15 protein-coding genes are annotated in these 21403 nt (G+C 43.6%); 10 read left to right on the top strand and 5 right to left on the bottom strand.

Annotated features, from left to right (window positions below):
- The first annotated feature begins 261 nt into the window (after positions 1–261).
- From BJP37_RS42555 to arsC, 5 genes are all read left to right on the top strand, one after another.
- Positions 262–720, top strand: coding sequence for a hypothetical protein (locus tag BJP37_RS42555; protein WP_143727638.1), 459 nt, complete (start codon positions 262–264; stop codon positions 718–720).
- Between the two features lie 14 nt (positions 721–734).
- Positions 735–1061, top strand: coding sequence for an ArsR/SmtB family transcription factor (locus BJP37_RS15830; protein ID WP_075900160.1), 327 nt, complete (start codon positions 735–737; stop codon positions 1059–1061).
- 210 nt (positions 1062–1271) lie between these two features.
- Positions 1272–1727, top strand: coding sequence for an ArsI/CadI family heavy metal resistance metalloenzyme (locus BJP37_RS15825; RefSeq protein WP_075900158.1), 456 nt, complete (start codon positions 1272–1274; stop codon positions 1725–1727).
- Between the two features lie 16 nt (positions 1728–1743).
- The gene (locus BJP37_RS15820) at positions 1744–2460 is read left to right on the top strand and encodes an MIP/aquaporin family protein (protein ID WP_075900156.1); all 717 of its coding nucleotides are present in this window, start codon (positions 1744–1746) and stop codon (positions 2458–2460) included.
- A gap of 374 nt (positions 2461–2834) precedes the next feature.
- Complete coding sequence (arsC, locus tag BJP37_RS15815) at positions 2835–3230, top strand: arsenate reductase, glutathione/glutaredoxin type (protein ID WP_075900154.1); 396 nt, start codon at positions 2835–2837, stop codon at positions 3228–3230.
- A gap of 44 nt (positions 3231–3274) precedes the next feature.
- Here arsC and coaBC read toward each other — a convergent pair whose 3' ends face one another.
- The 5 genes from coaBC to BJP37_RS15785 all read right to left on the bottom strand — a co-directional run bounded on the left by coaBC (position 3275) and on the right by BJP37_RS15785 (position 15081).
- Positions 3275–4519 (bottom strand): bifunctional phosphopantothenoylcysteine decarboxylase/phosphopantothenate--cysteine ligase CoaBC, encoded by a 1245-nt coding sequence (coaBC, locus tag BJP37_RS15810; RefSeq protein ID WP_075900152.1) that lies wholly within the window; start codon positions 4517–4519, stop codon positions 3275–3277.
- On the bottom strand, positions 4516–4728 hold the full coding sequence (gene isiD / locus BJP37_RS15805) for a protein IsiD (RefSeq protein WP_075900150.1): 213 nt from the start codon (positions 4726–4728) through the stop codon (positions 4516–4518). The genes coaBC and isiD overlap by 4 nt, the downstream gene beginning before the upstream one ends.
- A gap of 1019 nt (positions 4729–5747) precedes the next feature.
- Entirely contained in the window at positions 5748–7043 is a 1296-nt protein-coding gene (gene ctpC, locus BJP37_RS15795; protein WP_075900146.1) for a carboxyl-terminal processing protease CtpC, read from the bottom strand.
- Between the two features lie 476 nt (positions 7044–7519).
- Positions 7520–12724: a WD40 domain-containing protein gene (locus BJP37_RS15790; protein WP_075900144.1), complete on the bottom strand. Its 5205-nt coding sequence runs from the start codon at positions 12722–12724 to the stop codon at positions 7520–7522.
- Between the two features lie 1037 nt (positions 12725–13761).
- Entirely contained in the window at positions 13762–15081 is a 1320-nt protein-coding gene (locus tag BJP37_RS15785; RefSeq protein ID WP_075900142.1) for a P-loop NTPase fold protein, read from the bottom strand.
- Positions 15082–15517: 436 nt separating this feature from the next.
- On the opposite strand from BJP37_RS15785, the gene BJP37_RS15780 reads away from it, so the two are divergent.
- The 5 genes from BJP37_RS15780 to BJP37_RS15765 all read left to right on the top strand — a co-directional run bounded on the left by BJP37_RS15780 (position 15518) and on the right by BJP37_RS15765 (position 21191).
- The gene (locus BJP37_RS15780; RefSeq protein ID WP_075900140.1) at positions 15518–16360 is read left to right on the top strand and encodes a cell division protein FtsQ/DivIB; all 843 of its coding nucleotides are present in this window, start codon (positions 15518–15520) and stop codon (positions 16358–16360) included.
- 220 nt (positions 16361–16580) lie between these two features.
- A complete protein-coding gene (gene ftsZ / locus BJP37_RS15775) occupies positions 16581–17852 on the top strand; it encodes a cell division protein FtsZ (protein WP_075900138.1) in 1272 nt (423 codons plus the stop codon).
- Positions 17853–17959: 107 nt separating this feature from the next.
- On the top strand, positions 17960–18109 hold the full coding sequence (locus BJP37_RS39300) for a hypothetical protein (protein WP_158069608.1): 150 nt from the start codon (positions 17960–17962) through the stop codon (positions 18107–18109).
- A gap of 72 nt (positions 18110–18181) precedes the next feature.
- Positions 18182–18760 (top strand): hypothetical protein, encoded by a 579-nt coding sequence (locus tag BJP37_RS15770; RefSeq protein WP_075906137.1) that lies wholly within the window; start codon positions 18182–18184, stop codon positions 18758–18760.
- A 1081-nt stretch (positions 18761–19841) separates the two neighbouring features.
- Positions 19842–21191 (top strand): NB-ARC domain-containing protein, encoded by a 1350-nt coding sequence (locus tag BJP37_RS15765; RefSeq protein WP_075900136.1) that lies wholly within the window; start codon positions 19842–19844, stop codon positions 21189–21191.
- Positions 21192–21403 lie beyond the last annotated feature (212 nt).

The raw sequence follows: 21403 nt of genomic DNA, 5'->3' as shown, positions 1-21403 counted from the left end.
GCGACCGCTACATGGGTTCCCTAAACCTTATCTGTCTGCAACAGATTCCAATTATACGGGATCTGGTTGACTGATAAATATTGCCATAAACTGAAGTTTATACTTTTTAAAATTAGTGGCTGTTAAGGCTCGAAAGAGTATTTAAAAAAGTAAAAATAAGCAGAGGTTAGTCGTTGAGTGGACAGCGAGTGTTTGTTAAAATTTATCGTTATAATTAGTAAAATAAAAAATTATAAATATAAAATCGAATAAGATAAAAAAATGCCTGAAACTCACTTTAAAATTGAATGGCCTGATGGTAATCAAGAACTTTGCTATTCCCCTTCTCTAGTGGTCAAGAAATATTTTAATGCTGAGAGGATATCTCCCAAGTTTTTTGATACTGAATTTTGCCCCCCTAGCCCCCCAACTTTGGGGGGAACAAGAGTCAATTTGCTTCTAAAAGTCCCCCAAAATTGGGGGACCAACGGGGGCTTGGATGTAGCAAATGGGACTTCTCAGACAACCTCTGAGCAAGACTATTCCCTTTCGGAATTTGTGGCACTGTCTCGGACTGCACTTGAGGATGGTAGTGATCGCGTCAAAGCTCAATTTGGTTTCTCTTGTAGCAAAGCACTAGGACAACTGAAGATAATAGAAGACAAAGCGAAGAAGTATAGTAATCTATCTGATCCAAAAGTGCGATTAATAAAATTTATCGATGTCCAACCCACAGAATAATTCAATAAAAATTGATGCAAGCCACTTCTGCTCCAGACTCCACTACTATCCTCGCTGGCTTCCATGCTCTTTCCGATCCCCTGCGCCTGGCAGTGATTGAGCTACTGCGATCACAAGAGTTGTGTGTGTGTGATTTATGCGATCGCTTAAATGTCCAGCAATCAAAACTATCATTTCACCTGAAAACCCTTAAACAAGCTGGTCTGATTCGCCCCCGCCAACAGGGAAGGTGGATGTACTACAGCTTGAATTTGCCCCAGTTTGTGGTTTTAGAGCAATATTTGGCAGAATTTCGTCGCACAGGTGTGATGGTACCTGCCCGTAGTTGTTGCTCAGACTAGTTTAAAGTCTAGGTTGAATGGCTCTAGGGCTCTGATCAGGGTATAGAGTGTCTTAAAGCACCGACCCTGTCAACTGCTCTTGATGTACCTAATACCATTAGCCCAATACCATTAGCCAATTCAGCCGATGGCTTAACTATTGTTTAAGCAATAAATCAATTTTTTTTGATATATTAGGATTGACTAATTAGTAAAACAGGAGGGATCTTAATGGCTACTCTCAAAACTCATGTCTCCCTGAATGTCACTGACCTTCACAAATCTGTCACGTTTTACCAGGCAATGTTTGGTGTGTCTCCAGTTAAATACAAACCTGACTACGCCAAATTTGATTTGGCAAATCCGCCCCTCAATCTCACCCTAGAACTAAACCCCAACATGCACTCTGGTGGGACATTATCTCATCTAGGTGTACAGGTTGAAAGTACAGAAGAGGTACAAGCTCAGATCAAGCGTTTTCAAGCTGCAGGACTAGAGATGTTAGAGGAAAAGAACACTCACTGTTGCTATGCCATCCAGGATAAGGTGTGGGTAAGTGACCCAGATGGTAACCGCTGGGAAGTATTTGTAGTGAACGTCGAAGATACCGCACCCGAGCTGAATCTGAAGATTACCGACAATTCTGAGCAGGAATCCAATACTGTTAAATCCTCCTGCTGTGGATAAATTAGATCACCGTTAAATGAGAATCCGCAAACTGATACCCAAACAAACTCTCTGGCTCTTAATATCCCATTGCTGGCGAGAGGCAGTAACTGAAGGCATGGCTACATTTATCTTAGTCTTTGTTGGCACTGGTGCTGTCATGGTGAATCACATCACTGGGGGAGCCTTAACTCATCTGGGCGTCAGTTTTGTGTTTGGAGCAGTGGTCGCTGCTTTAATCTATGCCACAGGACATATTAGCGATGCCCATATTAACCCAGCTGTGACTCTTGCTTTCTGGGCTAGTGGCTTTTTTCCCGCTCGCAAGGTGTTACCTTATATCCTCGCTCAATGCATTGGTGCGATCGCTGCTTCAACATTACTGTTGTTGACACTGGGGTATGTTGCTGATCTTGGCGCAACTCTGCCTCTACAAGGGAACTGGTTTCAATCCTTAGTGCTGGAAGTAGTACTCACCTTTATCTTAATGTTTGTGATCTTAGGCTCTGGTCTCGACCGCCGTGCTCCCATTGGCTTTGCTGGTTTGGCTATTGGCTTAACCGTAGCATTAGAAGCAGCTTGCTTCGGACCAATTACCGGTGCCAGCATGAATCCAGCCCGTTCATTAGGGCCAGCCCTAGTAGCTGGAATTTGGCAACATCAATGGATTTATTGGGTTGCCCCAATTGTAGGAGCGCAATTAGCCGTGATTGCTTATCGGCAACTTTCCCATGGATTTCGGGATATTAAGTAAAAGCATATAGCAAAGGGAACAGCGGATCTCGGAACAGGCAACAGGGAGTAGGGAGTAGGGAGTAGCGATGCAGCGCGGTCTTGGGGGTTTCCCCCACTCGCTATTGCATCAAGACGGGAGTAGGGAATATGGAATCAAAAATTATCACAATTCCTACACGGATTGCTATAGCTTAAAAGTAACAAGTAACAAATAAAAAATAACAAATACAGCGTTTTTCATAACTATCAGGTACACAGGATTTTTTAACTCTTAGCTATTAGCTATTACCTCTTACCTGCTCCCTGCTCCCTGCTCCCTGCTCCCTGCTCCCTAAAATCCAATAATTTGTACCTTACCCAATTTAAAACTGCTGTAACAAGTAACCAATCACTATGAAACAAATCATGTTTGTTTGTAAAAGAAATTCCTGCCGTTCTCAAATGGCAGAGGGGTTTGCTAGAACCTTAGGAGAAGGGAAAATTTCTGTTACTAGTTCTGGACTAGAAGCAAGCCGAGTTCATCCTACAGCAATTCAAGTCATGGATGAAATTAATATAGATATTACTGACCAGACATCTAATCCTTTAAAGGATTTCAATGCTGAAGACTATGATGCTGTCATTTCCTTGTGCGGCTGTGGTGTTAATTTACCAGAAGCCTGGGTATTACGAGATGTGTTTGAAGATTGGCAGCTCGATGATCCTGATGGGCAACCACTAGAGACGTTTCGACGTGTCCGAGATGAAATTAAAGAACGAGTAGCTAAGTTAGTAGAAACCTTGAGCTAATTACTTGATTTACGGTTAATTTCAAGGAATTATAAACAGCCTATTTATCTAGTAATTATTTGATACTTTACATTACTATTACCTTCCGGAGGATTTTGGATAAAATCAAATAAACGGTGAGCTAACTCTAATTTAGTGCAGCGATTAATCTGTTGATGCCGTCCTCTTTTATCAATCAAAATTGCCTGGTTGGTATCACTGCCAAAACCAGCATTTGGTTTGTCAACTGGGTTAGCTACAATTGCATCCAATCGCTTCTTGTTTAATTTTTGTAACGCAGGCTTGATAATATCTCCAGTCTGTGCAGCAAATCCGACTAAGTACTGATGGGGCTGTTTCAGTCGTCCCAATTCAGCTAGGATATCTGGTACCGGTTTTAAAGGTAGAGCAGCAGGAAGTCCATGCTTCGGTATCTTCATCTCCTGGTAGATTCCGGGGGTTACATCTGCTACCGCTGCTGCCATCACAATCAAATCAGCATTGGCAAAATCTGCTAGCATTGCCCGGTGCATCTCAGTAGCACTCACTACTGGAATTGTCCGGATACCCATCGGTGCTTCCCAAGTAGCTGGTCCATGAACGAGGGTGACAATTGCTCCCCTATTTCTGGCAGCTTGGGCTAGGGCTAGTCCCATCTTGCCTGTGGCAGGATTCCCGATAAAGCGTACTGGATCTATATATTCCCGAGTGCCACCAGTACTGATTAAGACTTGTTTACCGGTTAAGTCTCGTTTGCCACCAGTGTACAGCAGGGATTGGATAGAGGCGATTATCTCCTCTGGTTCTGCCATCCGTCCTGCACCAATGCGATCGCATGCTAACCGTCCTGCCGTTGGACCAACACTATGATACCTGGGGTCACTTAACAGCTGTTGCCAATTTCGTTGCACTGACTGCTGCTTCCACATATCTGTATTCATAGCTGGTGCCAACAAAATAGGGCAACTAGACGCTAGAACCGTATTGGTTAGTAAGTTATCGGCTAAACCATAAGCCAACTTACCTAGGGTATTAGCCGTCAGAGGAGCAATCACCAATACTTCTGCCCATTCCCCTAATTCAATATGCACCGGGCGTTCGTGCTTTGCTTGCCAGAATACGTTGTCTGTATAAGCTGGATGGCGAGAGAGGGTACTTAGAGTCAAAGGAGTGATAAATTTTTCAGCTCCCTGGGTTAGAATTACCCTTACTTCAGCAACCCCCTTAAATAGGGTAGAAACAACCTCACAAACTTTATAGGCAGCGATGCCCCCACATACACCAATTAAAACTTTTCTACCCTTATTCACGCCTCGTCGTAAGCTTCCATGTCCAGTAAGTAGATATAGGGTTCTGCTAACTCTGGACGCTGAAAGGCCAGTGCCCGCAGTAGATGCCAATCTTTGAGTCCTTCAAATGCGCCAGAGTAATCATCCAGCTCTAGACGTGCAGCCAACTTGGCAACGTCCTCTGCACTCAGAGCGGAAAGGTCACGTTGGGAAATGGTCGTAGTTGCCATTGCTCACGCCTCTCTTTGTTAGCTTTTTTTGTTAACAGTTGTACGTCTTCGACAACTTTACTTCTATTATCCCTATTTAGTGACGCAACTGAGTATATATCATACCAGCTTTAGCGTGAAGTATTCGTAAATTTTTTATCAGTTTTTAGGGGTCATTTGTATGGAGGCTTACTATAGAAATATCACTTATTCATAAACTAACTATTATTAGTTAGTTATATTTATTCAGTTTAAAAGCCCTGGCTCTGATTAGGTGGCACAGATTTTTGGCAATAGCGATCGCTCTTCCCAAGTGCTCCGCAGTCTCCAGCAGTTGTATTCAACTCGACTAGTGCTGATCGTTGGTTCATTAGAGATTTAGCATGCTACGTCTCTACTTTTTCGTCACTAAGGAAATTTAAAGGAGATTTATGTGACGGGTAACCGGGCTAGGATTATAATAAGTTGGTAATTATTCTGACTTGTGGTACAAAAAAAACGGTCTCAATTATCAACAAGACCGCTCCATCAAAAAAATGCTGACTCAATGTATACTAAGTCCGGAATAGCAAAAATTTTTATCGGAATACACTACTTGGAAAGCCCGATCACTTACCAAGTCTATCACTACTACATGGACTTAGAACATCATACTTTGCTTGAAAGGGAAAGGGGAAGGTTCACCTCATATCAGTAAGAGGATATCTGAAAAGTGTTTTTATACTGAATTTTGCCCCCCTAGCCCCCCAACTTTGGGGGGAAAAAGAGTCCATTTGCTTCTAAAAGTCCCCCAAAATTGGGGGACCAACGGGGGCTTGGATGTAGCAAATGAGACTTCTCAGACAACCTCTAAGATATCTTAACTTAATTACATTTAAACTTATAACCATATTGCGTTTGGCAATTACCAATTACTCGTTACCAATTACTCCTTACCAATTAACAATTATCAATTAGAAATAGTTGGGAGAATTGCTAACATAAAATCTCCCATCTCTTGCCACATTCGACCCACTCTCAATCAGTGAAAGGTTTAAGGCTTAACGAGCTTTCCTTTCTGCCCTTGACCCTTGTTTTGCAGCAATTTCCTGGATCAAAATATCAAACGCTTTAGCATACTGAGCATCATCCAAGGTGCCAACTTTGTCACGATTTTTCTGCAAGTCCTTACGCTGTTCATCCGAAAGCTCAAACACAATATCTGGTTCAATTCCGGACTTATTAATATCGCGACCACTAGGGGTAAGATACTTAGCAATGGTTACTGCCAGACCTGAGCCATCTCCAAGCCCTCGGACGGATTGGACTAAGCCCTTACCAAAAGTCTGAGTTCCTACCAAGATGGCACGTTGATTGTCTTGTAAAGCACCCGAAAGAATTTCGCTAGCACTGGCTGAACCACCATCCACCAGTACCACTAATGGTTTATCAGTCAGAGAGCGATTAATTGCTTTCTGGTATTCGGATTTGCCGATTCGGTTAACTGTTGACACAATCGTACCGGAATCAAACCACATCCGAGCAATTTCAATGCTGGCATAAAGTAGCCCCCCAGGGTTAGAGCGGAGATCTAAAACATAGCCACTAACCTTCTGATCTTCTAACTTTCGGATGGCTTCCCCCATCTCCTTTGCGGCGTTAGCACTAAATTGAGAAAGGCGAATGTAGCCGATGCCATAACCATCTGAAGTTTCCCGATAGCTATACTTTACAGGATGGATTTCAATCCTAGCTCGTGTAATCGGATAGTCAACTACCTTTTGGCCTCGCTGAATGGTCAAAGTCACGGAAGTACCTGGCTTGCCTCGGATCAGTTGTACTGCATCGTTGACATCCATACCTTCGGTACTCTTGCCATCAATTTTGATAATGATATCCTTCGCCAGAATTCCCGCTTTAAAAGCTGGGGTATCCTCAATGGGGGAAATCACCATCAACTTTTTTGTTTCTTCATCCAGGGCAATCTGAATACCTACACCAGTTAATTCCCCAGATGTATCAATCTGCATATTCTTGAACTCTTCGGGATCCATAAACCGGGTGTAAGGATCGTCCAAGGGCTCTAGCATTTCCCGGATTGCCTTGTAGGCTTGTTCCTTGCTACTGTAAGACCGATTCAGATAATCTTGGCGAACTTCTTCCCAATCAACCTGGTTGAAGGTAGCATCTACATACCTGCGGTTAATAATTTGCCAAACTTCATCAACTAGCTCCTTAGGACTCTCGCGAAAGAAAGCCTGACTTTGAGATAGATGAAGACCAGCTCCTGTAACTGCTACAGTTGTTAGGACTACTGCTGTCGCACCAAGAACCAGGCCACGTTTTGTAATTACCATAATCCTTTCGCTTAAGGTCGGGAAACTAATGCAAAGGAGCTAAGCTAAATCTAACGAACGGGGATGTCAGACAGCTCCTATGCAAATCAATCTGAGACTGACACCCCCTTGTTCAATTTTGGGTAGTCTAACCCTTTTAAGATACCCCTATGGCTATAGCCTTTTAGGGGTGATCTGTGTTGTTGATTAGGGTCATGAGGATCTTATTTATCCATACTAACCTCATTAGCTAATCACGCCATCATACCACCACACCACACCACCATAATCCTATCTAGCTAGGATTTCAAGAAATAAACTATCCTTACTAAGGATAAGGAAGCTGGGGGTATCAGTCCCATATTATTAATTTTCCTCCCACCCAACTTCCCCTCCGGAAAATTATTGTGGTCATTGGTTTTCATCGTTATTTGTTCAATGATTACCCATTCACCATTTCCCAGTCTAACATTACCGCAAAAGACCTACTAATTATTCTATTTGATATGGCTGTTTGTGATCAGCTGACAAAGTTGGCGATCGCTTTCTCTGACTTCTGGGTTGTTTTGGAGATAATTTCTTAGCCAGTGGCAGCTTTTATCTAGCAGATCGTCTAAATTCAAATTCCAAATTGCCACTGTACCATCTTCACTAGCGACTGCCAAGCCTGTTCCATCATGGCTCCAGCTAAGATTTGTGACGCGATGCTCACCAGCTTTCAAGGTTTTGATCAAGGTGTCGTCGAAGCGCCATAGCTGAACCTGGTTGTCCCAGCTGCTGGTTGCCAAAATTTTGCCCTTGGGGCTAAAACGGACTTTGGCCACACTATCAGTATGGCCTTTGAGGGTTGATTGTAAAGTACCATCTTTGTGCCAGAGTTTCACTGTATTATCATAACTAGCGGTCGCCAAGAACTTGTTCTCGGGTGAGAAGCTGACATCCAAAACCCAATTGCGATGACCTGGTAGTGTTTTCAGAAGTTTCCCATCAGCACTCCACAGTTTTACAGTTTTATCATCACTGGCCGATGCCAATCGCTGACTATCCTGGCTAAACTTAACTGCATTAACCCGCTCACTATGACCAGTGAGGGTATGAATCAATTTACCAGTGCGATCCCAAATTTTGACTGTCCTGTCCCGACTGGCAGACGCGAGGCGCTCCGAGTCAGGACTAAAACTAACATTCAATACCCAGTCCTGATGTCCCTTTATTGTCTTAATTAAGGTACCGCTACGATGCCAGAGTTTCACGGTGCCATCTCGACTACCTGAGGCAATTAGCTCACCATCAGGACTGAAACTAATACTATAGACCATATCATGATGCCCTGTTAAGGTTTGGAGCAGCTTACCGTTGCGATCCCAAAGCTTAACAGTTCTGTCATTACTAGCTGTCGCAATCTGTTGAGAGTCTGGAGAAAAGGTGACATCCTGTACATCATCCTGATGCCCTCTTAAAATCACGTGAGACTGATTAATACTACTCCAGAGCTTGATAGTTTTATCGTGGCTGGCTGAAGCCAGAATCAGTTGGTCAGTTTGAGGGTTGGATGGTTGTAGAGGGATATGATAATTGCTGTGGGCTAGGTTGTCTTGAGAACTAAAAGGCTCAGTAGGACGGAAACTGACAGCACTAACCCCATCGCTGTGTCCCTTAAACGTGTTTATTAAAGTGCCTTCACGGTTCCATAGCCGCACTGTATTATCATCACTGCCAGAGGCAATCAGCTGACCATCAGCACTGAAAGCAACACCATTAACCCATCGCTGATGCTTGGGAAAGGTTTTGATTAGCTTGCCATTGGCACTCCACAACCTTACGGTTTGATCATCGCTAGCGGAGGCAATTAACTGACTATCTGGACTAAATACTACACAGTTAACCTGAGCGCTATGTCCTTTAAGAGTATTTAGCAATTTTCCGGTTTGACTCCACAGCTTAATGGTGTTATCGGAACTAGCAGAAGCAATAATTTTGCCATCTCCACTAAAGCTTACCGACCGCACTACACCCCGGTGACCGGAAAAGGTTTTAATTAATTTGCCATCAACAGTCCATAATCGAATTTTCTTATCTTTGCCAGCCGCAGCAATCATCTGCCCATCTCGACTAAAACTGACACTGTATATATGACCAGCATCAGGGGTAATTATTCTGACTAGCTCGCCAGTTTGACGCCATAGTCTGACTGTGCCATCCCAGCTACTAGAGGCAATTAACTGACTATCGGGACTAAAAGATACGCTGGTTACACTATCTTGATGACCTTCTAGGGTTTGGATCAACTTGCCATCAGGATGCCACAGTTTGACCGTTTTATCGCGGCTGGTGGAGGCAATAAACTTACCATCTGGGGAAAAACTGATGCTGGAAACAATATCACTATGTCCTTCGAGTCGATTGTGTTCGGAAACTGAATAAACTGCCTGGGACAGAGCTGTGATTACTTGTAGACGGGTATCTGCCTCTACTGTTCGAGATGGTAGATATTGCTGCTCTTCCTGTTGTAGTTTTTTTGCCGCTCTTAACCCTTCGAGCAAAGCATCAAAGGTTTTATTGGATACGAAAAGAGCTTCTGAAGAGGCACTCAGGGCACTAAGCATAGCATTGATTCGTTGAGATTCGGCTCGCCATCTCAAGGCACCATTGGTCACTGCTAAAAGTGCCATCACTGTGCTAATGGCAATGGCACGCAGTCGTTGTTTACGAACCCGCAACAGTTGACTCTCACTTTGTTTTAGCCGTACTTTAATATTAGATTGGGTACGTTGCTTATATTTTTGACGAATCGGTAGAACTAGATAATCATGAATCAGCTGATATCGGTTTTGTGGTGTTTCTGGCACTCGGAAGACTAAACCGGAACCGACCAAAATTTCCAAAATCAAGGGGATTTGAGTTAGTGTGGAGTTGTCCCAATTGGACAGTACTAACTCAGCTTGAGTTTTCAACGGACGGGTACCTCGTTGATCGGTTAAGGAGAATAAAACTTCCCAGACGGCATCTTCATTCTCTGGCCCACAATCATAAATAATTTGGGAAAGCGATCGCTCGACTAGAACTGTCTTGGGGTCATTTCCCAAAGCTCGGTATCCTTCAAGGGTAGTAATTTTTTCTGCTTGTAGCTGAGCACCCACGACTTGTAACTCAATTAAGCGCACCACTCCCGTATTGGTGACTAAATCCTTTACCAGTGCTTCGATTAGAGCAGGTTCTAACTTAAACTGAGATACTGCTGTTAAGGAGTGAATAACGTTTTTGGCATTCTCTGGGGACAGATCACCTAAGTGATAACGCAGCTTCTGATCTAGGATATTGTTGTTAATGACACTGAGATCCTTAAAGCGCTCAAACTCTAACAAGTAATGTAGATAATCTTCTCGCATAGACAAGATTATTTTTACAAAGGGGAGATTCAGAGCCTGGGCTAAAAAATTATAAAACTGATGTCGTTGCTCTAAGTCGGTAGCAAGGAAAAAAAATTCTTCAAACTGGTCAAAAATCAGGACGGTTAATAAGTTATGCTGGGAACACCGATACAACTTATCGAGAATTGGTTTAAGGGTTAAAGGTTTTTCAGCCCAGGCGTTGGAGTCGGGTAAGTTGTTAGCCGTAGGCGTTCCCTTCGCGTAGATTGTTCCCCGTAGGCGTTCCCTTCGCGTAGGTTGAACGGTTAAAGGTGAAACGTTGGCATCTTTAAACTTTAAGACTACTGTACTTGCTAATTCAAGGTCTAGACGTTTTTCCAGTTCACCGAGCCAATTCCTGTAAACGGTTTGCACCACCGTCAAGGTTTGTCTAGCACCAATAATTTTGGAGCTAAGTGCAGGAACTAAACCAGCATTAATCAGGGAACTCTTGCCAACGCCAGAAGTCCCGTGAATCACGGTTAGTTTGTGGTCATTGCGGCTAATGCGTTCGAGCAGGCCGTTGACATCGGTTTGACGTCCAGCTGCTGCGATTTCTAGGGCTGATGGACAAAAACCTTTCTTGGTAATCGTTGCGTCAGTTTCTCGACTTGGCCCGACACTCTGTAAGGGAGCCATACCAGCAAAGGTAGAAAACCTAAACTGTTGTTCTATCAAGCGTTTTTGTTGCTTAAGTTCAAACCCTCGTTGGTATGCTTTTTGCTCGAAATAGAGCGATCGCAATTCCTCCAACAGCTCCATGAACAGTTGAGGCTGCTGCTGTAGAGGGTTGGGCTCGATAGTTTTGAGGTTTATGGCTTGTTCAAGATAATTAATGGCAGATTTTGGCTTGCCCAGCTGACGCACAGATCTAGCAGCTAGCAGCAGATAGGAACCTCGGTGGCAAAGCTTTTGAGCGTTGAGAGTCGGCTGAGATGTCTCCAGAGTGCGCACAGCTGTGAGGGCTAAGTCTATAGCACGGTTCCAATTCGATTGCTCATAGGCAACTGTTGCCAAAAAGCCATAGGCTCGAGAGAGCTGAACTGGATTATCTTGAGTGTGAGGCTGTGCCAGAAACGCTAGCGCTAAAGCTTCTAATTCTGTCCAATGTTCCAGGTGTTGTAGGACTTCTCCTAATTTTATGGTCAACTGAGCCACCAAGTCCAAGCGTCCTGTTGTAGTAAACAGGTCAATAGCAGTACAGAAGCTTTTCTGGGCTTGCTGCCACTGATAGCAACCGATGGAGTCTTGTAACTGGGCTTGACGGCAATAGCACAAGCCAATGTGATGGAACACTAAACCAAGCCGTTCTAAACCTGAAGGAGTGAGGGGGGGATTAGAGAAGGGGGGGATTGAGTGGTTAGTTTGCCCAAGACGTTGCTCGAAACATTTACCTGTCTCCCTTGTGCCTTCTTTTCTCTTCCTAGAAGCTCTGCCTTGGATAGTTGTACATCCGTTTACCTGTTTAACCGGATTATTATAATATTGCTCATCTGAATGGGGAGCTTCACTGCCCAACCAGCCTCCCCATTCTCCTATATCCTGCTGCCAAAAATTTAGACTCTGCTGATAATGCTCCAAGGCCAGATTAATCTGGTCATTTTCAAAGGCATCTCGCCCTAGAATAAAGTGCTTGGTAGCTAGTAGGACAGAATCTATGCTGATGTCACGAGATTGCAAATCCTGTAATGCCCACTCAAATTCTTGGCGTCGGTGGCAATCGCGAGACAATGAAAGCACCTTGTTGGGCAAAAACTCTCCCAAGTCTTTAGCCAAAATATTGGCAAAGATTTCATCTGCCGTGTTGTAACATAAAGTGAGTAATTGCTCAATAGTAAGTTCAAACCGAATCGAGGTAGTAGCCCAATTTTTAAGATATGGAGCAAGCCTGATCAACTTTTGAAGTCCCTTGTCAGTTACCCATACCACTAAGGGACAGGTTAAGCATTTGGGCAATTCATCTCGCACCTGGTTAGCTGAAAGTAGTACCTGGTTGATGCCATCAACTAACTCTAGACCCGATACCATGAGGGCAGATGTTGTCCCATACTGTTGGGTGGTAAAGATATTACTAAATAGAGTTTGACTAGACTTGTTAAAAACTAGCTCACCTATGGTGAGCTCTGTAATTTCTCGGACGTACTGCCATATTTGCTTCCTAAATAACTCGTAGTTGCATCGCACCAAAATCAGTGCAAATTCTCCTTGGGAGAACATTATTGCCCGGGATAGGGTTAATAGAGAGCGAGCACTGTATGGGGCTAGTGTTTCTGGGGGATTTTGCTGCTTCATGTCACTAACCTTTTGACCCCTACTGGTAGAAATTACTTATTACTAGGGTTATTTTCCATATAGATAGTAATATTACTATCAGAACTTATCGGTAAGTATGGGTTTTTAATTATAAAAAACAACAAGCATAATCAGGTCTTACGTAATAAAAACATATTTCATAAGTACCTTGATAAATAGTTCAGTAATTACTACTACTTAGTTTATAAATATAGTTAATTTAAATACTGAATAGCAATGATAAATTCACTTATTGAGCCTCAAGTCCATAGCTTCGATATCAGTGATTTCCCGGAATTTTTATGATTCTATAGTGGGGTGGAAGTATAGGGTTTATAAATGAGATGTAAAGCTGTATGGTCTTTTTTTATTGTCCAATACAATTCCGGAGCTCTTTCTGCTCTTGCCTTTTGCCTCTTGTATGCCAGCCAATTTCTGCAATACATGTGTTTACAACCCAGATACAAACGCCCTTCTAACTTCCTAGACGAAAATAGGTAAAACAGTTAAACTATTAGGATATTAGGACTTCCGCAAAACTGGGCACCAAACTCTAGCTGTAGGCGCGCGGGTGAGTCCCTACAGCTAGAGTTACTGCCGAAGTTTTGACTAGATCAGTTTTTAACTTAATTAGGGACAAAATTTGTCCTTTTGAGCCAAGTAGTAGGTCGTAGGTTGTAGGTTCTAGATGAGGGGATGTACCTGACCTGACGACCTGACGAGGGTGAACCTGAAGGCTAAACTAATGTGATACCAAGCTTTTAGAGAAAGTTCTCCCTCAAAAGGAAAAGGGTGATTAACAGCTCAGGTAACAAGATGATGGCCAAAAGCGTTCTTAGCAAACTGATAAATTCCATAGGTGCGCTTTCCGCATCTAATTATTAAATTCGCCACGGGTCGCACCTGTTGAGTTTTAATTTGTAGGTCAATAGTCTCGCTTAATTTTCTAGAACACCTCACACCTTGCACGCTGAACCCTAGACCCTACACCCCCTTCTCTGGCAAAATCCCTTGGCTTCCAAGGGATTTTAGCCTTGTCACAGAGCTAGAGACCGAAACTTTTCTGTTTCTGCTAACGCTGGGTTGATCCCAAACCAGCGCCCTTGTTCATCTTGGTATTCATAGACAAACATACTGCGCAACAGGGTTTGATATTCTTGTTCCCCCTTGACGGACTGCTGTTGGACGACTTGAGATAGCAACTTCCACTCTTCCTCTTCAACAGCCAGAGTCAAATCATCTCGGTATCCCTTAATCACACGCTCTAAACAACTCCTGGAAAAGGGCGGGTCTTCCTGTTGCAAACAGTTATACAGCAACCCTAACAAGTTACGGACATGACCCCCACTAATCCGACACATCCGGTCGAGGGTTTCTGGGCTATCAAATACTAGTGGAATAAGAGTTAGCCGCTGTTGAGGATCAACCATTGGAAAAGCTCGGGCTAGCAAGAGCTGTCGCAGCAGTGCCATACCTTCTGGATAGTCACTACCATCCCGTAACTGTATGGGCACCATGGGCAAAATTTTGGGAGCTACACCACCACCGACTCGATTTTTGAGAGTTTCATACTCGTTGGAAAACATTAAGGATAAGGGTAGAGTGTAAACCACATGGCAGTTCAAACGCCTTAACTGAGTACCACGGTCGATAAACAGATACTCTGGCTGGGAGCGACCTGAAGCCATGGAGCGATTATCAACTCGGTCAAGATTATCAATAATCACCACCAAACCCTTTTTGCCAAGCAATTTCAGCTGCTGAATCGCTGATTGTAAAATTTCTTCGTTGATGGCATTCAAAATGCTTTGGGTGCGGGGTTCTAGATGCTGTCGTAGCAGTTGGCGTTGCTGAGGACTGTCTTTACTTCTGGCTGTAATCTTGGCAATGCCTACCGAAAATTCGGCTTCTGTTGAAAACTCAATAGGAGTTTGCAAAAAGTCTTTGATTTCATTAAATAATTTACTAAAGTAACTGGGTTTGAGCTGTATGCTGATCGCTTCTAGGCTTTCACAGACTGACCTAGCGATGCTGAGTAAAATGTCACTGACATCAACATCCACCATGTCTAGGTCTTGAGAGGACTCAAAATAAACAACATGAAATTGCTGCTTTTCCAACTCGGCTTTAAGTCTTAACAACTCAGTAGACTTACCACAGCCAATGTGACCAGTAAACAATTGACAGGTAGGTTCATCTGGTGACAGACGGGTAATGGTTCGTCCTAAAGCTTCGATAATCTTTCCTCCCCTGACAGCGGAAAAATCGATATAGTATGGATGGTCTTCTGGATTCCCCATATCTAAGGTTTTAGCTGGGTTACACGCTTTGAAAAATCTTGGTAGATGCAGTTCCATAAATGAACCTCCCACTCCCTGTGGTGATGGTTATGGTTTACAGAAGGCGGTTATAAAGCCCACTCCTTTAACAGGGTGATATAGAAAGCGTCGCCAGTGATTAGTCTTTTGTAAAAGACTAATCATTAATCACTGACCCATCCCACGTACCTTAGTCGTGGGATGAGTTAACTATAGAGGACTGATTAGGCACCAATGCCTTTTCCCATCAGACTGATGCAACCTGTTAAGTATAAAACGTGGGAACCTAGTAGTGGTTAAATTAAAACAAGTATTTGGTGCTCAGTCAGGAATTGCAAAGTTTAAACCTTGTCGTTACCCAGATTTTTGGGTAGATTGGCGTGAAGCGATCGCGCAATGCGCAAAAAACGCCCACGCCCCAATTGTTAGGCTTACTTCAAGTCATAAATGTACTCTGTCGATTGATCGGTAGTAGATGACCAACATCGCATCAGTCTCTCAATCACAATTGTCTAATCGACGCAAACAACTGCGACGGACACGCCGGATTCAATTTTATCAAAGGATTTGGCGTACACTTTTGGTGGGCGGTATCGCTGGAAGTTTACTCTGGGCAATAACTTTACCAGATTGGATGATTCGTCACCCAGAACAAATCGAGATTCAAGGGAATTATTGGCTTTCTGCTGAAGCGATACGCTCCCTGCTGCCTTTATCCTATCCCCAGTCTTTACTACAAGTACAACCCCAAGTCCTTGCCGAGTTTTTGGAATCTGAAGCTCCTATTGCTTCGGCTAATGTTAGCCGTCAACTAATACCACCAGGATTGACAATACAAGTTAGAGAGCGTCAACCAGTGGCTATTGCTGACCAGAGTAAGCTCCAAACCAAAAAAACTAAAAACTCTACCCCAACCTTGGGTTTAGTCGATGAGCAAGGGATCTGGAGCCCCAAGAGCAGTTACGAACCACTCTCGGCCAACCTGAAGTTGCCGAAGTTGAAAGTGATTGGTCAAAATTCCGATTATCGCCCTTACTGGTTCGATGTTTATCAAGCTGTGAGTCATTCGGCTGTCACAGTTTTCGAGATCGATTGGCGAAATCCAGCCAACTTAATTCTAAAAACCGAGTTAGGAAATGTACATTTAGGTCCTTACAGTGAACACTTTTCCACGCAACTGAGGGTTCTAGATCAGATGCGAGAATTGCCGAAGCGCACACAAAAGAGCAAAATAGCTTACATTGACCTGCAAAACCCAGACTTACCATCGATTCAAATGATCACAGACCATAACAGTGTGGAATCCAGAGTTAAATAACGATAAGCGTTGAAGGTCAGACAGCTCTACATCCCTACTCTGACAGCTAAACCGAGGTGATATTTCCAGCAACCTATGTTTTGTTTCAGGTCAGTTATCGGGTATAGAGCCAGCCGTTGCCAGGGTCTTTGGTTTTTCAATCAACTTACTCTATAGTTAACTCAGACTGCTACATATAACTTATAAAGATAAAGATAAACACTTACCCTCACCTCTTGCAATGACGCTTAATAGTCAACTAGGGCTTGCTGCTCAAAGTTCTAAAATCATCGCAGAAGCAGATCTTTCATTAGGATCCGACAATACACATCCTTTTAGTAACTCTGTATTACAATTCGGTCAAACTTATGATTCTAATCGCATACCCAGGGAAGAAACTAGGAGTGACAATATCGTGCCAGGTAGCGTTGCAAAAATCAAGGTCATTGGTGTTGGCGGGGGTGGTGGTAACGCAGTTAACCGCATGATTGCCAGTGATGTCAGTGGAGTAGAGTTCTGGTCAATTAACACAGATGCTCAAGCACTAGCCCAATCAGCAGCACCCCAGCGCTTACAAATGGGGCAGAAGTTGACTCGAGGCTTGGGAGCAGGAGGGAACCCAGCCATTGGTCAAAAAGCCGCTGAAGAATCCCGGGAGGAAATTGCCCAGGCTCTAGAAGACACTGACCTAGTTTTCATTACTGCTGGGATGGGGGGTGGCACTGGCACAGGAGCTGCCCCGATTGTAGCAGAAGTTGCTAAAGAGATGGGTGCTTTAACCGTGGGAGTGGTCACTCGTCCATTTACCTTTGAAGGACGCCGTCGTACTTCCCAAGCCGAGGAAGGAATTGCCGCTCTGGGGAGTCGAGTCGATACCCTAATTGTTATTCCCAATAATAAACTTTTGTCAGTGATTTCAGAACAGACTCCTGTTCAAGAAGCATTTAAAGTAGCTGATGATATCCTGCGTCAGGGGGTGCAAGGGATCTCTGATATTATTACTATTCCTGGCTTGGTGAATGTGGATTTTGCCGATGTGCGAGCGGTGATGGCAGATGCTGGTTCGGCTCTGATGGGCATCGGGATGGGTTCTGGAAAATCCCGAGCCAGAGAGGCAGCAGTAGCCGCCATTTCTTCTCCTCTGCTGGAGTCTTCTATTGAAGGGGCTAGAGGGGTAGTTTTAAATATTACTGGTGGCAGTGATCTGACCCTCCATGAAGTGAATTCAGCAGCAGAAACTGTTTATGAAGTGGTTGATCCCAATGCCAATATCATCTTTGGAGCAGTAATTGATGATAAGCTCCAGGGTGAAATTAGAATTACTGTGATTGCTACTGGATTTACCGGAGAAGCCCAGTCTGCACCTAAATCTGTGGAAACTCCCCTGAATCGGCGACCGATTGCTCCTACACCGATGCCCCCTACTCCCAAGGTTGAGCCTAAGAGTAGACCAGGATTAGATATTCCAGAATTCCTGCAACGGCGTCGTTTTCCTAGAGGACCAAAGGAGTAGAAAAAAACTGACGGAAACCAAATGGCATGGAAGTAAAGCAAAGCAACCTATAGCCAAGGCAAGACTGTTGTCGCTCCCCTTGGTAATTGCTGATTTTACTACTAGGCGTGAAAACTTCCCTAGACATTGCTCCTGAGCCTGAACCCATGGGAAACTTTTTTCGGTTATCACTATCAATAGTCAGCCAGACTATGGAGCGGGAGTTTTTTTTGACTATCTCCCTAGCTTTTAGCCAACAAGGGCTGCCCACAGATTAAAATTTCAACTATTCTTGCCTTGGATGAAGTTTAGCTATACTTATGACTTCTAATCACCGAACCAACCCCCCTATGCCCAAATCCAGTAGCGATCGTTACCCTAGTTCAACATCGGCAAACAAATCGAATACATACTGTCCATCAGTACCAATTTCTGTCTACCGGGAACTAGCAGCTGAGTTGCAAGCAACACAGGCGATGTTGGACTCTCTCCATTCTCAAAATCAGCATTTAGTTAAACAACACCAGCAGCTGCGACAGGAAGTTAAAAAAGTTATTAATTCAGCTCTGCATCTACAGCAGGTGATCAATTCCTTAGAACCAGTGAGTCCAGCTGAAGTCCATCGACCTCAGCAAGTCAAGCCGCCAGAACCCCGTCAAGCTCCACCAATTCCATCCCAGCGCACGGGTAAAACTATCCCAGGGGGTGAATTTTCAGCACCTCAGAGGAAACCTCAAACCCCTCCCTCTTCCTATCGAGAAACTCTAGTGATTGAACAACAAGACAATCGCTCCCTGCGAAGTTCGCAGCCAGAGGCAGTGTCCTATGTCAATGGCTGGGTGTTGGTTATAGCCATTTTGGGAATTGTCTTGAGCGCATTTGGTGCTGGCTTTTTAGTGGTGAAACCGATACTAGATAGTAATCGTTGAACCTATGTCCTGCTTGATTTATCGATTAATGGCGGGTTCTTTGAGATTCATCCGCCAATATATTTTTGTACTCAACCTCGGCTGTATTTACCGCTATTTTCGCCTCCCCATTGCACCATTAACTAGAAAATTACCATAATTACTACCAAGGGAAATCGGTTTTTAGCAGTTAATGGTCAGGTCTATAAGGTTTGCCATGGTCAATTGTGCCCAGAACATTGGCTGATCACAGGTCTGTTTACTTAGATCAAATCCACAGTCATTAGTCAGTGGTGAAGGGCAACAAAAAACCTACTCAACCTGAGTTCTATATAAGCGATCGCTCCATGAACGAGTAAGGGATAGAATAGACCTCTTGCATAAGTCTCATCAACCTTGGTGAAGACAAGGCAAAAGGCAAAAGGCAAAAGGCAAAAGGGATAGATTTTGATTTCATATTTATTTTTGCAAGAGGTCTAATATTTAGGCAACTAGGGTAGATTAAAGCTTTCAGCGTCAGGTTGAACTCAGGTTAAAATTCATTCTTATGTATAACTCATAACAATGAATTTTAGCTAGGAGAGTGAGTATTTAATGGGAAGTAGAACTGGTCGTACACAGCAAGGCATGGTCTAGATTGGTTGTCAGTGCTCTCTTCACCTGAGTTCGATATCAGGGTACACTCCAGAAAAAATCACGGTGCGCGCCTCCAAGGGCGCGAGGGGTTGCTCGCGCCCTTGGGTCGCACCGCAGGGATACAGGCTTTCAGAGACTAGGATAGATTAAGGCTTTCAGGGTTAGGTCGAACTCAGGTTCTTCCTATGATGACTGCAGTTACCCCTCCTCGTTGATATCCCTAGCCATAGTTTTTGAGGAACGTCTGACCAACAGACATACATATGTGATGGATTTAAGAAACACAAACCGGCAGCAAATGCCTCAACCATAGGGGTTTGACAAAGTCTGTCTTCAGAGATGGGTTTGAATTGATCGGGACACAACTGGCAGGTAAAACTCATATTAATGACCAAAATGGCAAGCAGTTCTCAGAAAGAGGATTTACAATGAACTATCAGGTTTCTATGAGTATGAGCGTGCAACTGTGATTCCCTATGACTTTCTAAAAGCGATCGCAAATGAACACGGTGTATCTAAAGCCGAGCTGGAGGTTGTGGCTTTGGCGATGGAGGGTCAATCGACAAACGCGATCGCAAAAACCCTCGACATTAGTGAACATGCAGTGCGCAAAAGACTCAGCGAGGTCTACAAAAAGTTTCCTATATCGGGGACAGGACCTGTAAAGCTAACCAAACTGCAACAGCTGCTGGTCAATCGCTATCAGACTCATCTAGAAACCCAGGATATCTCCTCTAACTGTAGAAGCTATACCCCTATCTCTACTGTCCAATCCTCAAACCCCAAGCAGATGGATTGGGGTGAGGCACCAGATGTTTCTGTTTTCTATGGTCGTACTGAAGAACTACGCCAGTTAGAAACATGGATTGTTAAAGATCGTTGCCGATTGGTGGCACTACAGGGTATGGCAGGGATTGGTAAAACCACCTTGTCAGTGAAGCTGGCTAAACAAATTCAGGATCAGTTCAAGTATGTGGTATGGCGTTCCTTACGTCAGGCACCCCGGTTAGAAGATATCCTAGCAGCACTGTTCCAATCTTTATCTGGGCCCCTAGAAACTGTAGGATATGAAACAGCAGGAGGGTTAAACCCACTCCCTAGTTCTAAAACTGCCAAGGAGCTTATCTCCCAACTAATTGAGTACTGCCGCCAACACCGTTGTTTGATAGTCCTCAACGGTGCCGAATCTATTCTACAGATTGGTACACTTGCCGGCATCTACCGAGAAGGGTATGAAGGCTATGGTGAATTCCTCAGACGCTGGGGAGAAGAACCCCATCAAAGCTGTTTGTTGATTACCAGTCAGGAGAAACTCAGCGAAATTTCGTTACAAGAAGGAGAGACTTCACCTGTGCGTTCCTTAAAACTTGAAGGTTTAGGAGAAGCCGCTCAGTATATTTTGCAGGAAAAAGGATTGTCTGGGCAGAAAAACTGGGACTATTTAATTCATGGGTATCGTGGTAATCCCTTGATGTTAAAACTTGTTGCCATAACCATCAAAGAAGTTTTTGATGGCAGTGTGACTGATTTTTTGGCAACTACCCTATTTACTCATGACGTTAGTGACTTTATCGAAGAAATCTTAGATAGGTTATCAGATTTGGAACATAAAATTATATATACCATGGCTAGTCACAAAGAACCTGTAATGCTAACTCAATTACAGGATGAATTACTGGAGATATCGCCTCAGGAATTACTCAGGGCTCTAGCCTCCCTCAGACAGCGATCCCTAGTGGAAAAATCTGAAGGCGGATTCACCTTGCCTCCTGCAGTCATGGAAGTTACTAACCAATTAATTGCTGAGCGAGAATAGTCATAATATCCCAGTTTACTAATTTTTTTTTAAACTATTAATAGTTTAATTTTAGAATTGGGTGATATCGATTCCAGTTAATCAATTCCTATTCAAGGAAGTCGTGAATTTTAAATTGTTAATGGTCTACGGTCAATTAACAATTTAAAATTCACAAAAATTAACAATTCACAAACAACCAAGAATGATAAGTATTAAATTGGACATGATAT

Source organism: Moorena bouillonii PNG, from assembly GCF_001942495.1.
GTDB lineage: Bacteria > Cyanobacteriota > Cyanobacteriia > Cyanobacteriales > Coleofasciculaceae > Moorena > Moorena bouillonii.
Note: the sequence above shows the minus strand (reverse complement) of the source record. Positions and strands in the feature narration are given on the sequence as shown.